Origin of the sequence: Clostridium sp. BSD2780061688st1 H5, from assembly GCF_005845155.1 — a bacterium.
GTDB classification, from domain to species: domain Bacteria; phylum Bacillota; class Clostridia; order Lachnospirales; family Lachnospiraceae; genus Claveliimonas; species Claveliimonas intestinigallinarum.
The window spans coordinates 1-12,313 of the sequence record NZ_SPGT01000006.1; the positions used below are offsets into that span (position 1 = coordinate 1).

The following is a 12,313-nucleotide window of genomic DNA, read 5'->3' on the forward strand; positions in this document are numbered from 1 at the left end:
ATGGGAGTTGGCATTTTGGCAAAAAGAGTGGTGCTGGAGCTAGGGCTCCAGCACCACCTTTGTCTACAGTCTGAGGAGTCCCGCTTTCGCGGGACTCCTGTCTCTGCATTTCCTGTTACGCCTGGAGAGCCTCCGGGTCCATCTCCTGCCCGTCGCTCCAGATATGCTCCAGATTGTAGAAGGAGCGGTTCTCGCTGTCAAAGACGTGGACGATCACATCGCCGTAGTCCAGGAGCACCCAGGTGCCGTCCCGGCCCTCCCGCTGCTTCATGACATATCCGGCCAGATGCATCTTCTCCTCCACATTGTCCACGAGGGCGTTCACCTGGCTGGAGCTGCCGCCGTCCACGATGACAAAATAGTCGGCGATGACGGAGATGTCTGAAATTCTGATGATCCGGATATCCCGGCCCTTTTTCTCGTCCAGCGCCCGGTAAGCGGTGAGCGCCATCTGATCTGCATGGTTCATAGGCTTTATTCCTCCTTTTTTCCCAGATATTTTTTATAGTAATTGTAGGTCTTCTCTGTGGCCGGATCCACGGGCAGTCCCTTTGTCTGCAGATAGACCAGGGAGTCCCGAAGGAGCAGGTAGAGGCACTCGTCTATGTCCTCAAAAGCCAGTCTCCTGGCCTCAGACATATCCGGCAGCTCCGCCCGGTTCGGCTCGATGTAGTCCGCGATGTAGAGGATCTTGTCCAGAAGAGTCATCTCCGGCTTGCCGGTGGTGTGGCACGCGATGGCGTTTAAAATGGTCCTGTCCCCGATATGGTACTTCTTTGCTGCCAGGAAGGCTCCCAGCTTGGCGTGGAGAAGGGAGGGGTTGGCCTCCTCGGCGGGGGTGATAAAAATGTGGTTTTTCTTACACATCCGTATCTTCTTGTCGTTGGGGATACATTTGGCGCAGTCGTGGAGAAGTCCGGCAGTCAGCGCCCGGTTCAGGTCCGCGCCGTAGCGCATGGCCAGAGCCCCCGCAGTGTACATGACACCCAGGGTGTGGTTGTACCGGTTCTTGTCCAGATATTTTTTCACCTTTCTGCGCATAACATCGATATTTTCATTCATGACACACACTTCCTTGAGAAAACTATTTTTCTGTTCTATCAATCTATGAGGTGTAGAGCTGATTTCTGTGGATATAGTCCACCACTGCCTCGGGCATGAGCCCGCCTACGTCCTCTTTATCCCGCAGCATGCGGCGCAGCTCGTGGGAGGATACATCCACCAGAGGCGTGTTGAGGAGGCGGATGTCCGCGCCGTATTTCCCGGTGAGGAGACGGATCTGGCGGCCCATGACCTCCCTGCTGCTCTTGTCGTCCCTGTAGGCGGCGAGGATGGTGCAGGTGGGGAAAAGCCGCTCCACGTGCACCCACTGCTCGATGGAGAACAGGGAATCCGCGCCGATGATGAAGTAAAAATGATCCTCCGGGTACAGCTCCTTAAAGTGCTCCATTGTCCCGTAGGAGCAGCTTACATCCTTCCTCTTCAGCTCATAGTCCTCCAGGCGGAATTTCCTGTAGCCGCTGATGGCCAGTGAGACCATCTGTGCCCGCTCCCGGGGCGTGGAGACGATATTTTTATTGTCCTTGTGGGGAGGATTTCCGTTTGGCATGAACCAGACCTGATCCAGCTGATAGTCCCGGCAGGCGTACTCTGCCAGGGTCAGATGGCCGTTGTGGACCGGATCAAACGTCCCTCCCATGATCCCGATCTTCTTCATAAAGGAACTCCTTTTGATCCTTTTACGGAAGCTGGATCTTCTTTTTCTCGTTTTTCCCCTCTCTGTAGAGGACGATCTTCTTGCCGATGACCTGCACCACCTGGGAGCGGGTGCGCTCTGCCAGCATGGCGGCAAGCTCTCTTGGATCGTCGGCGCAGTTCTGGAGGACGCTCACCTTGATGAGCTCCCGGGCCTCCAGAGCCTCGTCCACCGCCTTTGTGAGCTCAGGCGTCATGCTGTTCTTCCCGATCTGGAAAATGGGATCCATGGTCATGGCAAGGCTTTTCAAATAAGCCCGCTGCTTTGTCGTCATTTGCCTTCTCTCCTATCTTTATTATATGCTATCTGTAAAATCTAAATCTGCCTGTCACAAAATCCTACTTGTAATAGTCGAACTGAAGTCCGTACATGCGGACAGTGTCCCCCTCCTGGATGCCCTTGGCCTCCAGCTCCTCCAGGATACCGGTGTCCTTGAGGAACTTCTGGAAGAACTGAAATCCCTTCTCGGAGTCCAGGTTGGTGTAGCCCAGCATCTTCTCGATCTTGGGGCCCTCCACAACGTAGACATCGTCCTCCTTCTCCACCGTGTAGGGCAGATCCTCGTAGATCAGCTCGTCCTCCGGGAAGTACTCCTGCTGGAAGATGACCGGCTCGTCGTCCAGCTCGTCCAGACGTCTGGAAGCCTCGTACAGAAGCTCCTGGATGCCCTCTCCCGTCACGCCGGAGATGGGGAAGACCTGGATGCCCTGGGGCTCAAATTCCCGCTTCAGGCGTTCCACAGGGCTCTCCTGTCCCTCCTCCTGGTAGATGGCGTCGATCTTGTTGGCCGCGATGATCTGGGGCCTGTCGGCGATCTCCGGGTTGTAGGCGCGAAGCTCCGCATTGATTTTCCTGATATCCTCCACCGGGTCCCGGCCCTCTGTGCCGGCCGCGTCCACCACATGGATGATGAGCTTGGTTCTCTCAATGTGGCGGAGAAATTCATGGCCGAGGCCCACGCCCTCCGAGGCGCCCTCGATGAGTCCCGGGATATCTGCGATGACAAAGCCCTTGGCACCGGGCACGTCCACCACACCCAGATTAGGGCTCAGGGTCGTAAAGTGATAGTTGGCGATCTTCGGCCTTGCGTTGGTGACTCTGGACAGGAAGGTGGATTTCCCTACGTTGGGGAAGCCCACAAGCCCCACGTCCGCGATCACCTTCAGCTCCAGGTTCACCCACAGCTCCTGTGCCGGCTGCCCGGGCTGGGCGTACTTGGGAATCTGCATGGTGGCTGTGGCAAAGTGCTGGTTGCCAAGGCCGCCCTTTCCGCCCTTCAGGATGACCTGCCTGCGGTTGTCGCCGGACATGTCCGCAATGACCTTGCCGGACTCGGCCTCTTTGATCACCGTGCCCTCGGGCACCTTCAGTACGATGTCGTCCGCGTCGGCGCCGTGGCATCTCCTCTTGCCCCCCGGCTCTCCGTCCTTTGCCGCGTATTTTCTCCTGTGACGGAAATCCTGGAGCGTGTTCAGGCCTTCGTCCACCTCAAAGATCACGTCGCCGCCCCTTCCGCCGTCGCCGCCGTCGGGGCCGCCGTTGGGCACATAGAGCTCCCGCCGGAAGCTTACATGGCCGTCGCCGCCCTTGCCGGAGCGGATGAATATTTTTGCTCTGTCTGCAAACATGTCGTCAATCTCCTTATGAAAAAAGAGCCCTGCCGTTTGCAATATACGGCAGGGTCTTACCTTCGCTGATTACTGTGCTACTGGATAGATAGAAACCTGTTTCTTATCTCTTCCTTTTCTTTCAAATCTGACAACACCATCTACTAAAGCAAATAATGTGTCGTCTCCGCCGCGTCCTACATTGACACCTGGATGGATCTTCGTTCCACGCTGTCTGTAAAGGATGTTGCCGGCTTTTACGAACTGTCCGTCAGCTCTCTTCGCACCTAATCTCTTAGACTCGGAGTCACGTCCGTTCTTTGTAGAACCTACACCTTTTTTATGAGCAAAAAACTGAAGATTTAATTTCATCATGGTCGTTACACCTCCTCAAATCTTACCTGAATGTATTCCGAATAGTTGCTGTCATCTGCCATTGTCTCGAGTCCGAGGATCATGGCCTTTAACAGAAGTGCTGCCTCCCTGCCGGGACGGTCTGCAAGACGGAAATCAATGAGCCCCTCCATATCATCGGATACAAGGGAAGTCTTGTCATCCGTAAAGGCCTCAATGGCGTTCACTGTGTTGATCATCAGCACCGACGCCGCCGCGCAGACAATATCCTGTCCCGCCTCACTGAAGCCTGCATGTCCCTTTGCGAGAAAACCCGCACATTCTTTCTTTTCGTTCTGATAAATCGTCACCCGGATCATAAAACTGCCACCAGATGATTAAGCGTTGATTTTCTCAATCTTAACTGCTGTGTACTGCTGTCTGTGACCGTTTTTCTTATGATATCCAGTTTTTCTCTTATACTTGTAAACGATGACCTTCTTGGCTTTGCCGTTCTCTACAACGGAAGCCTCAACAGTTGCGCCCTCTACAGTGGGATTTCCAACCTTCAGTCCGTTGTCGCTCACTGCAAGCACCTGGTCAAATGTATAAGTCTCTCCAGCTTCCACACCAAGTTTTTCTACTTTAATGATATCGCCTTCTGCTACTTTGTACTGTTTACCACCTGTTGCTATGATTGCGTACATATGGCACCTCCTATTATCATTACTCGCCAGCTTCGGCGGCTCTCCGCTTTGGAGCGCACTTTTAGAACCTCGCTGTGCGGCACACTAGTGTAGTTTAGCATAAAGATCCGGGAAAATCAATGATTTTCCACAAATTAAATGAATTATTTTCGGAGACTTTGTCTGTCCCGCGAGCCATCCTTCTTACAGCAGATGGATGCCTGCCGCCTCTGCCGCCTCCACGGTCTCATCCGGCCAGATGGAGGACTGAACCTCGCCGATGTGTGCCTTGCGCAGGCAGAACATGCAGATGCGTGACTGGCCGATGCCGCCGCCGATGGTGTAGGGGAGCTCGCCGGCAAGGAGAGATTTCTGGAAGGGAAGCTCGGCCCTCTCCTCGCAGCCTGCCTCCTTCAGCTGACGGCGAAGGGAATCCTCGTCTACTCGCACGCCCATGGAGGACAGCTCCAGGGCAATGTCCAGCACCGGATAGTAGACGATGATGTCGCCGTTCAGCTCCCAGTCGTCGTAGTCCGGAGCCCGGCCGTCGTGCTTCTCGCCGGAGGCCAGCACCTTTCCGATCTGAGATACAAAGATGGCCTTCTTCTCTTTGGCAAAGGCACGCTCTCTGTCTTTGGGAGTCATGCCGGGGTACATGTCCTCCAGCTCCTGGGAGGTGATAAATGTGATCTCCTCGGGTAGGATGGGCTCTATGTAATTGTAGCGCCTGGAGATGTAGCTCTCTGTCTCCTTCAGTGCCTCGTAGACCTTGCGCACCGTGTACTGCAGCGTCTCTGTGTTCCGCTCCTCCCTGGAGATCACCTTCTCCCAGTCCCACTGGTCCACGTAGATGGAGTGGAGATTGTCGGTGTCTTCATCTCTGCGGATGGCGTTCATGTCCGTATAGAGACCTTCCCCTGAGTGAAAGCCGTATCTCTTCAGAGCGTAGCGCTTCCACTTGGCCAGGGAGTGGACGATCTCCGCAACGTCGTCGTTCTGCTCCTTAATGCCGAAGGCGACCGGGCGCTCCACTCCGTTCAGGTTGTCGTTGAGGCCGGTGGAGGGCTTCACGAAGAGGGGCGCTGAGACCCGGGTCAGGTGAAGGGACTTCGCAAGGGCCCGCTCAAAAAAATCCTTTACTTCTTTGATCGCGACTTCTGTCTCGCGTATGGTGAGAGGAGATGTATATCCCTCTGGTGTCATGAGACTGCTCATATACTTTTACCTCGCTTTTCTTTAATACTACGGTGCAGGGGTCAAAAGGAAATTGACCTGTGTGTCGTACCATGATTTATAATTATAAGAACTTTTTTAATAAAAAACAATATCCGTTTTACACCTGAGCTGTCCCCTGGCCGGGCTGCTCCTGCGGCGTCTTTGCGGACAGCCCCAGAAGCTCCAGGGCATTGAGGCGGAAAATCCGCTCCCTCTCCTTTTCTGTGAGGGGGAGATCCCCCAGATACCGGACAAATTCCTTCTGGCCTGCCCAGGGGGAGTCTGTGCCGAAGAGGATGCGGTCCGCGCCGTGGTTTTTGACAATGCGGAGGAACTGGTCATCGGGGATCTCACCCAGGACGACAGCGGTGTCGAACCAGACAGGCTCTCCCACCAGGTACTCCTCCACCTCGTCCCACCTGCGATAGCCGCCCATGTGGGCCAGGATCAGCCTGTCCGGCTGCACCTCGCGTATCACGGCTCTGGCCAGCCTGGGAGGACAGTGGACGCACTGCGGATAGCCCGGGTCAAAGCCCGCGTGAACGCTGATGATCAGCCCCAGCTCGGTGGCGTAGCTGATGATCCGCTTGTAGCGGATGTCGTCGATCATGACGCCCTGGTAGTCCGGGTGGAGTTTGATCCCCTTCATGCCTGCATCCCGGATGAAGCGCAGCTTTTCCTTATAGTCCTCATTGTCCGGGTGGATACCGCCAAAGGACAAAAGCCCCTCTCCCGGATCCTGCATCTTCTGGGCAAACCGGTTGATGGAGTCGAACTGGGAGGGCTTTGTCACCACGGGAAGGACCACAGAGAACTCAAGTCCCGCCTCCCTGGTGGAGGCCAGAAGACCGGACGCCATCCCGTTCGTGTAGGGGTGGGTGTGGCATCTGGACTCGAGAAAATCCAGAGTCTTCGAGGCGATCTTCTCCGGGAAAATATGTGTATGAAAGTCAATCACCGCATTGTTCCTCCTGTTTCCTCAGCTCGTTGTAGCAGTAGCCGATAATGTCCTTTCGGGTGATGATCCCGATAAAGTTTTCCTGGTCGTCCACCACGGGGACAAAATTCTGCTCCATGGCTCTCCCGATCAGATCCTCCATCTTGGACTTGGCCGTCACGCACTGGTAGTCCAGACGCCGGTCCACCTTCATGATGCTGATATTCTCGGCCTCCTTCAGATTGAAGAGGTCCAGCTTCTTCAGGCCCCACAAAAGGTCGCCCTCTGTGATAGAGCCCACGTATTTTCCATCACGGCTCAGAATGGGGATGGAGGAGTACTTGTGGTACTCCATGATCTCGAGGGCCTGCCGGACTGTGTGATAGTCGTAGATGTAGGCGATCTCCACCTTGGGCTTCAGGAAAAACAGGATGTTGCTGTTTGCGTGCTTCATTTCTCCTTTAACGCTCCTTGTATATGTGCTTTAGATCTGTGTTGTGACAAAAATATCGTAGATGGCTCTGATGGCTGCCTCAAAATCGTGGTTCCGCACGCCGATGATGATGTTCAGCTCACTGGAGCCCTGGTCGATCATCTTCACATTGACATTGGCGTGGGCCAGAGCGGAGAAGATCCGGCCGGAGGTTCCCCTTGTGGCCTTCATGCCCCTTCCCACAACGGCGATGAGGGCGAGATCAGACTCCAGCTCCACAAAATCCGGTTCCACGGCTCTGTGGATGCCCGCGATGACCTCCTGCTCCTTCTCCTCAAACTCGTCCTGGTGGACAAAGATGGTCATGGTGTCGATGCCGGAGGGCATGTGCTCGATGGAGATGTCGTTGTCCGCAAATACGCCCAGCACCTTGTGGCAGAAGCCCACCTCGGAGTTCATCATGGCCTTCTCCACGGTGATGGAGGCAAAGTCACGTTTGCCTGCAATGCCGGTGATGGTAAAACGGGGGGTGCGGCAGGTGGCCTCCACGATGAGAGTGCCCTTGTCCTCAGGACAGTTTGTATTGCGGATGTTGATGGGAATTCCCTCCTTGCGGACCGGGAAGATAGCGTCCTCGTGGAGGACGGAAGCTCCCATGTAGGACAGCTCCCGCAGCTCCCTGTATGTAATGACATCGATAGCCTTCGGATTTTTGACTACGCGGGGATCTGCCACCAGGAAGCCGGACACGTCCGTCCAGTTCTCGTACATGTCAGCGTGCACCGCCTTTGCCACGATGGAGCCGGTGATGTCGGAGCCGCCCCTTGAGAAGGTCTTGATCCTACCGTCAGGAAGGGAGCCGTAAAACCCGGGGATCACCGCCCTCTCACAGTCCGCCAGCCTCTCGGCGAGAACCTGGTTCGTCTTCTCCGCGTCAAAGGCTCCGGACTCCTGGAAGAAGATCACGTCCGCCGCGTCGATGAAGGTGTAGCCCAGGTACTCCGCCATGACGATACCGTTCAGGTACTCGCCCCTGGATGCCGCGTAGTCCCGGCCGATCTTGCGGCTGAAGTTCTCCCGGATGACCTGGAATTCCTCTGTGAGATCCAGTGTCAGGTCCAGCCCCCGTATGATCTCATCGTATCTGGCCTTGATGTCCAGGATCATCTTCTCAAACTGCTCCTCCTCGTCCTCCTCGCGCAGGGCGAGAAGATAGCAGCTGTAGAGCATGTCTGTCACCTTGGTGTCCTGGGGGTGGCGTTTTCCCGGTGCTGACGGGACCACATATCTGCGGGACTCGTCCTGGCGTATGATGTGGCCTGCCTTTTTGAACTGGGCTGCACTTGCCAGAGAGCTGCCGCCGAATTTTACTACTTTTTTCATCTGTCAATCCTCCGTAATCGTCTTGTGTTTTTGCCCGGAATACTCAAAGTCCGGTGTAGATATATTGAATGGCTCTGTCCTGCTACACGTCCAGTATGTGGTAGGCCATGTCCGGCTGGAAGACCACGCCCTTTATTCCAAGGCGGGATGCGGCCTCTGTGTTGACCTGTCTGTCGTCAAAGAAGACGGCCCTCTTCGGGTCGATGCCGTATTTTTCCAGAAGCAGGCGGTAGATCCTCTCCTCCGGCTTGATGCAGAGCACCTCGTAGGAGAAGAGCCCTCCGTCAAATTCCTCCAGAAAGCCCATGCACTGCTTTGTCTTCTGATACAGATGCTCAGAATAGTTGGACAGGTAGTAGAGCTTCAGCCCCTCCTTTTTCAGGAAGCGAACCAGCCTCTCCGTGTAGGGAAGGGGAAAGATGGTGTGCTCTATCCCGCTGTACACCTGGCGGATCTGCTCCTCGTAGGCCGGAGCGTTCTCTATAAAGAGCTGCTCCCACTCCCGGGATGTGATGCCGCCCCTGTCTCCTCTCTCCCAGTCCTCGCTGCGGAAAACGGCGTCTGCCAGTATCTCGCTCGTCCTCTCATCGTACCCGAGAGACGCAAGGTAGGGACGCCAGTCGTATCCGAGAAGCACATTGCCCAGGTCAAAGATGACCGCCTCTGTGTCCTCCTCCATAAAAGCCAGTCTGTCTCTCATTTTGTATTCTCCTTTGCCGTGACGTCAGCGAAGGAGGCGCCAGTCACTTTTTTCAGATCCTGGGGGGAAAGCTGAAGCTGCATGCCCAGCTTCCCGCCGCTTATATAGATGTAGTCCAGCTCTTCCGCGTCCGCCTGGATCACGGTGGGGAACTGCTTTTTCATGCCGATGGAGGTACAGCCTCCCCGGACATACCCGGTCACCTTTGTCAGATCCTTTAAATGGAGCATCTCCACGGATTTCTCCCCCACAGCCTTTGCGGCCTTCTTGAAATCGATCTCCTCTGCAATGGGGATGACGAACACGTAATGGGCTCCTGTCCTTCCCACAGTCACCAGAGTCTTGTAGACCCGCTCGTGGGGCAGGCCCAGCTGGTCCGCCACGTGTACCCCGTCCGTAAACTCCCCGCACTCGTAGGTCTGATACGTGTAGGGGATGCCGGCTCTGTCGAGAATTCTCATGGCGTTTGTCTTCAGTTCTTTTTTGCTCATGTCTTACTCCTTCATTTCCTGTTCTATCATACCACCCAAAAAGAGTGCTTGGCAACGTTTTACTTGATGTCCTGCCCCAGCTCCTCCAGTGCCTTAAGCTCCTGCGGGCTTCCGGCGTAGAGCTCCAGGCGGTGAAAATGAAGGGGCGCAGGCTCCTCCTGTGCCCAGCGGTAAAAGGCGCCCGTCACAAGCTCCGGCTTCAGGTTGTCGGCGCTTCCGGCAGCCAGTCTAAGGAACAGGCCCTCCTTTTTCACTGCTGCACCGTAGATCAGAGGGCGTATATCCAGCTCCTTCTCACTCCTCTTTGTCTTCTTCAGGACAGGGATAGAGGGCTGCGCGAGGAAGGCCTCAAGTTTGTCCGCCCGGAAGGGGCTGGCAGAGGGAGCCGCGGCCCCGTCTTTGACCGTCACAAGGTAGTCTGCCGCTGAGACGATGGTCATGCCGCTGGCCTTTTTCTCATCGCTGATCTGCCGAAAGCTGACCACCTCAAGCCCCTCCGGCATGACGGCGTTCAGCGCCTGGACAGCCCGGGAGGAGGGAACCGGCTCTCTCAGCTCGATGTCCATGTACTCTCCGTCGCTGGTGAGGCCGATGCCCAGAGGCTGGGCAAAGGACATGATCATGTGGGGGCTGTATCCCCCGGTAAAGGCGATGGGGATGTCTGCCCTTCTCATAGCCTTCTGAAAGCACCGCATCACGTCCAGATGCCCGATAAACCGCAGGATGCCGTATTTGCGGAATTTAATTCTTACCTTCAACGCAGACACCTCCTTTCCATCTGGCCACGCCGCAGCCGGAACACTGCTGTCGGCAGTTTGGCGTGACTTCCCCTCTCATGGCTCTCTCCCACTCTCGGCGGAGAAACTGCTTTGTCACACCGATGTCGATAAAGTCCCAGGGGAAGATCTCATCCGCCCCTCTCTCACGCTCGTTGTAGAAGGCCAGGTCAATGCCGGTCTTCTCAAAGGCCTCCAGCCATTTCTCGTAGTGGAAATTCTCTGTCCAGGCGTCGTAGATGCAGCCAGACCTATAGGCCTCAAGGACAGCCCTGCCCACTCTCCGGTCTCCCCGCGCCAGTATCCCCTCCAGGACAGTGACCTCCGCATCGTGCCAGTTGTACTTCAGGCTCTTGCGGTTCAGCTGATCCTGGAAGGCGTGCTTGACAATGGCAGCCCTTGCGATATACTCTTCGTTGCTATACATCCGGGCCCACTGGAAGGGGGTGAAGGGCTTGGGGATAAAGAAGGAGGAGCTGGCCGTGATCTGGCATTTTCCATTCCGCTGATCCTTGGGGATCTCGTAGTACCGCCGGGCCACCTTGTCCGCCAGAACGGCGATGGCCTCCATGTCCTCCCTCGTCTCCGTGGGAAGTCCCAGCATGAAGTAGAGCTTGACCTTGTTCCAGCCGCCCTCAAAGGCCTGTCCTGCTCCGGTCAGGATGTCCTCCTCTGTCAGTCCCTTGTTGATCACGTCCCGCATCCGCTGGGAGCCAGCCTCAGGGGCAAAGGTCAGGCTGCTCTTCTTCACATCCTGGACCTTGCTCATAACGTCCAGGGAGAAGGCGTCAATGCGCAGAGAGGGAAGGGAGATGTTGATTCCCCTCTCGTTGCATTCGTCGATGAGGAAACTGACCAGCTCCTCCAGCTTGCTGTAGTCGCTGGAGCTTAGGGAGCTCAGGGAAATCTCCTCGTGCCCGGTGCTTTCCAGCATGCGGCGGGCGTACTCCTTCAGGGTCTCCACGTCCCGCTTCCTGGTGGGCCGGTACAGCATGCCGGCCTGGCAGAAGCGGCAGCCCCGGATGCATCCTCTCTGGATCTCCAGTACCACCCGGTCCTGTGTCACCTTGATAAAGGGGACAATAGGGCGCTCCGGGTAGGTGGTCTGCGCCATGTCCATGACTACCTGCTTCTTGACCACAGCGGGCACTCCCGGCTCCGTAGGCTCAAAGGAGGCAATGGTGCCGTCCTCCCTGTATTCTGTGTGGTAGAACATGGGGACATAAATCCCCTCGATCCGGGCCGCTTTGAGGAGAAAATCCCTGCGGCTTCCGCCGGAACTTTTGTTTTCCTTATAGACATCCAGAAGCTTCCGGTAGACCGTCTCCCCCTCCCCGATATAGAAGAGGTCGAAAAAGTCCGCCAGCGGCTCCGGATTGTAGGCGCAGGGGCCGCCCCCTATGACAATGGGACAGTCCTCATCCCTCTGGGCAGCCAGAAGGGGGATGCCGGAGAGATCCAGCACCTGCAGGATGTTTGTGTAGCACATCTCATACTGGATGGTGATGCCCAGAAAATCAAAGTCCTTTATGGGATCCTGGGACTCCAGGGCAAAGAGGGGAATGTGCTCCTCTCTCATGATCCGGTCCAGATCTGTCCACGGGGAGTACACCCTCTCGCACCACACATCCTCCATCCGGTTGAACATGTCGTAGAGGATCTGGATGCCCAGGTGGGACATCCCGATCTCGTACACATCGGGAAAGCACATGGCAAAACGGATATCCACCTTGTCCCTGTCTTTCATCACCGAGTTCACCTCTCCGCCGATGTAGCGGGCAGGCTTCTCGACTTTTAGTAATATTTCATCACTTAACGCCAGTTTACGCATAAAATCCACCTTTATTTTGAATTAATTGAACAAACGCATATTCATACATTTTTACATTATACAAACTCTGGATGGGAAAATCAATGTAAAGATGGGAAAAGGCCTGCACAGGAGGGCTGGACATACAAAGACCGGACGATCATATGCCATGATGGATATTCCCGT

16 protein-coding genes are annotated in these 12,313 nt (G+C 55.7%); all 16 read right to left on the reverse strand.

The genetic code is table 11. From position 1 onward, the window contains the following. Nucleotides 1–115: 115 nt before the first annotated feature. The gene (gene rsfS / locus FGQ86_RS05175) at nt 116–469 is read right to left on the reverse strand and encodes a ribosome silencing factor (protein ID WP_033125265.1); all 354 of its coding nucleotides are present in this window, start codon (nt 467–469) and stop codon (nt 116–118) included. Nucleotides 470–474: 5 nt separating this feature from the next. Further along, nucleotides 475–1,062: a bis(5'-nucleosyl)-tetraphosphatase (symmetrical) YqeK gene (yqeK, locus tag FGQ86_RS05180; protein ID WP_033125264.1), complete on the reverse strand. Its 588-nt coding sequence runs from the start codon at nt 1,060–1,062 to the stop codon at nt 475–477. A 43-nt stretch (nt 1,063–1,105) separates the two neighbouring features. Continuing rightward, the gene (gene nadD, locus FGQ86_RS05185) at nt 1,106–1,717 is read right to left on the reverse strand and encodes a nicotinate-nucleotide adenylyltransferase (protein ID WP_138303142.1); all 612 of its coding nucleotides are present in this window, start codon (nt 1,715–1,717) and stop codon (nt 1,106–1,108) included. Between the two features lie 22 nt (nt 1,718–1,739). Next, nucleotides 1,740–2,030, reverse strand: coding sequence for a ribosome assembly RNA-binding protein YhbY (gene yhbY / locus FGQ86_RS05190; RefSeq protein ID WP_033125262.1), 291 nt, complete (start codon nt 2,028–2,030; stop codon nt 1,740–1,742). Nucleotides 2,031–2,094: 64 nt separating this feature from the next. Further along, the gene (obgE, locus tag FGQ86_RS05195) at nt 2,095–3,384 is read right to left on the reverse strand and encodes a GTPase ObgE (RefSeq protein ID WP_138303143.1); all 1,290 of its coding nucleotides are present in this window, start codon (nt 3,382–3,384) and stop codon (nt 2,095–2,097) included. Between the two features lie 69 nt (nt 3,385–3,453). Continuing rightward, complete coding sequence (rpmA, locus tag FGQ86_RS05200) at nt 3,454–3,738, reverse strand: 50S ribosomal protein L27 (RefSeq protein ID WP_033125260.1); 285 nt, start codon at nt 3,736–3,738, stop codon at nt 3,454–3,456. 5 nt (nt 3,739–3,743) lie between these two features. Next, a complete protein-coding gene (locus FGQ86_RS05205; RefSeq protein ID WP_033125259.1) occupies nt 3,744–4,076 on the reverse strand; it encodes a ribosomal-processing cysteine protease Prp in 333 nt (110 codons plus the stop codon). An 18-nt stretch (nt 4,077–4,094) separates the two neighbouring features. Continuing rightward, a complete protein-coding gene (gene rplU, locus FGQ86_RS05210) occupies nt 4,095–4,403 on the reverse strand; it encodes a 50S ribosomal protein L21 (RefSeq protein WP_033125258.1) in 309 nt (102 codons plus the stop codon). Nucleotides 4,404–4,586: 183 nt separating this feature from the next. Then, nucleotides 4,587–5,597, reverse strand: a complete 1,011-nt coding sequence (gene asnA / locus FGQ86_RS05215) for an aspartate--ammonia ligase (RefSeq protein ID WP_138303144.1) — start codon at nt 5,595–5,597, stop codon at nt 4,587–4,589. A gap of 118 nt (nt 5,598–5,715) precedes the next feature. Beyond that, complete coding sequence (locus FGQ86_RS05220) at nt 5,716–6,555, reverse strand: amidohydrolase family protein (protein WP_138303145.1); 840 nt, start codon at nt 6,553–6,555, stop codon at nt 5,716–5,718. Then, nucleotides 6,548–6,988: a CBS domain-containing protein gene (locus tag FGQ86_RS05225; RefSeq protein WP_138303146.1), complete on the reverse strand. Its 441-nt coding sequence runs from the start codon at nt 6,986–6,988 to the stop codon at nt 6,548–6,550. Before FGQ86_RS05225 ends, FGQ86_RS05220 begins: the two co-directional genes overlap by 8 nt. Nucleotides 6,989–7,018: 30 nt before the next feature. Next, nucleotides 7,019–8,350 carry an aspartate kinase gene (locus tag FGQ86_RS05230; protein WP_138303147.1) on the reverse strand — a complete coding sequence of 444 codons (1,332 nt, stop codon included), beginning with the start codon at nt 8,348–8,350 and terminating at the stop codon, nt 7,019–7,021. 82 nt (nt 8,351–8,432) lie between these two features. Continuing rightward, a complete protein-coding gene (locus tag FGQ86_RS05235) occupies nt 8,433–9,050 on the reverse strand; it encodes an HAD family phosphatase (protein ID WP_242842817.1) in 618 nt (205 codons plus the stop codon). Continuing rightward, nucleotides 9,047–9,541: a Cys-tRNA(Pro) deacylase gene (gene ybaK / locus FGQ86_RS05240; protein WP_033125254.1), complete on the reverse strand. Its 495-nt coding sequence runs from the start codon at nt 9,539–9,541 to the stop codon at nt 9,047–9,049. The genes FGQ86_RS05235 and ybaK overlap by 4 nt, the downstream gene beginning before the upstream one ends. 59 nt (nt 9,542–9,600) lie before the next feature. Then, nucleotides 9,601–10,308 carry a TIGR03936 family radical SAM-associated protein gene (locus FGQ86_RS05245; RefSeq protein ID WP_347562478.1) on the reverse strand — a complete coding sequence of 236 codons (708 nt, stop codon included), beginning with the start codon at nt 10,306–10,308 and terminating at the stop codon, nt 9,601–9,603. After that, entirely contained in the window at nt 10,283–12,148 is a 1,866-nt protein-coding gene (locus FGQ86_RS05250) for a TIGR03960 family B12-binding radical SAM protein (protein ID WP_138303148.1), read from the reverse strand. The genes FGQ86_RS05245 and FGQ86_RS05250 overlap by 26 nt, the downstream gene beginning before the upstream one ends. Nucleotides 12,149–12,313 lie beyond the last annotated feature (165 nt).

Excerpts from the sequence above, each read along its gene's own strand:
- rplU (WP_033125258.1), bottom strand. The coding sequence starts at position 4,403 with ATGTACGCAATCATAGCAACAGGTGGTAAACAGTACAAAGTAGCAGAA.
- FGQ86_RS05230 (WP_138303147.1), bottom strand. The coding sequence starts at position 8,350 with ATGAAAAAAGTAGTAAAATTCGGCGGCAGCTCTCTGGCAAGTGCAGCC.
- yqeK (WP_033125264.1), bottom strand. The coding sequence starts at position 1,062 with ATGAATGAAAATATCGATGTTATGCGCAGAAAGGTGAAAAAATATCTG.
- rsfS (WP_033125265.1), bottom strand. The coding sequence starts at position 469 with ATGAACCATGCAGATCAGATGGCGCTCACCGCTTACCGGGCGCTGGAC.
- FGQ86_RS05250 (WP_138303148.1), bottom strand. The coding sequence starts at position 12,148 with ATGCGTAAACTGGCGTTAAGTGATGAAATATTACTAAAAGTCGAGAAG.
- rpmA (WP_033125260.1), bottom strand. The coding sequence starts at position 3,738 with ATGATGAAATTAAATCTTCAGTTTTTTGCTCATAAAAAAGGTGTAGGT.
- FGQ86_RS05205 (WP_033125259.1), bottom strand. The coding sequence starts at position 4,076 with ATGATCCGGGTGACGATTTATCAGAACGAAAAGAAAGAATGTGCGGGT.
- asnA (WP_138303144.1), bottom strand. The coding sequence starts at position 5,597 with ATGAGCAGTCTCATGACACCAGAGGGATATACATCTCCTCTCACCATA.
- nadD (WP_138303142.1), bottom strand. The coding sequence starts at position 1,717 with ATGAAGAAGATCGGGATCATGGGAGGGACGTTTGATCCGGTCCACAAC.
- FGQ86_RS05225 (WP_138303146.1), bottom strand. The coding sequence starts at position 6,988 with ATGAAGCACGCAAACAGCAACATCCTGTTTTTCCTGAAGCCCAAGGTG.
- obgE (WP_138303143.1), bottom strand. The coding sequence starts at position 3,384 with ATGTTTGCAGACAGAGCAAAAATATTCATCCGCTCCGGCAAGGGCGGC.
- ybaK (WP_033125254.1), bottom strand. The coding sequence starts at position 9,541 with ATGAGCAAAAAAGAACTGAAGACAAACGCCATGAGAATTCTCGACAGA.
- FGQ86_RS05235 (WP_242842817.1), bottom strand. The coding sequence starts at position 9,050 with ATGAGAGACAGACTGGCTTTTATGGAGGAGGACACAGAGGCGGTCATC.
- yhbY (WP_033125262.1), bottom strand. The coding sequence starts at position 2,030 with ATGACGACAAAGCAGCGGGCTTATTTGAAAAGCCTTGCCATGACCATG.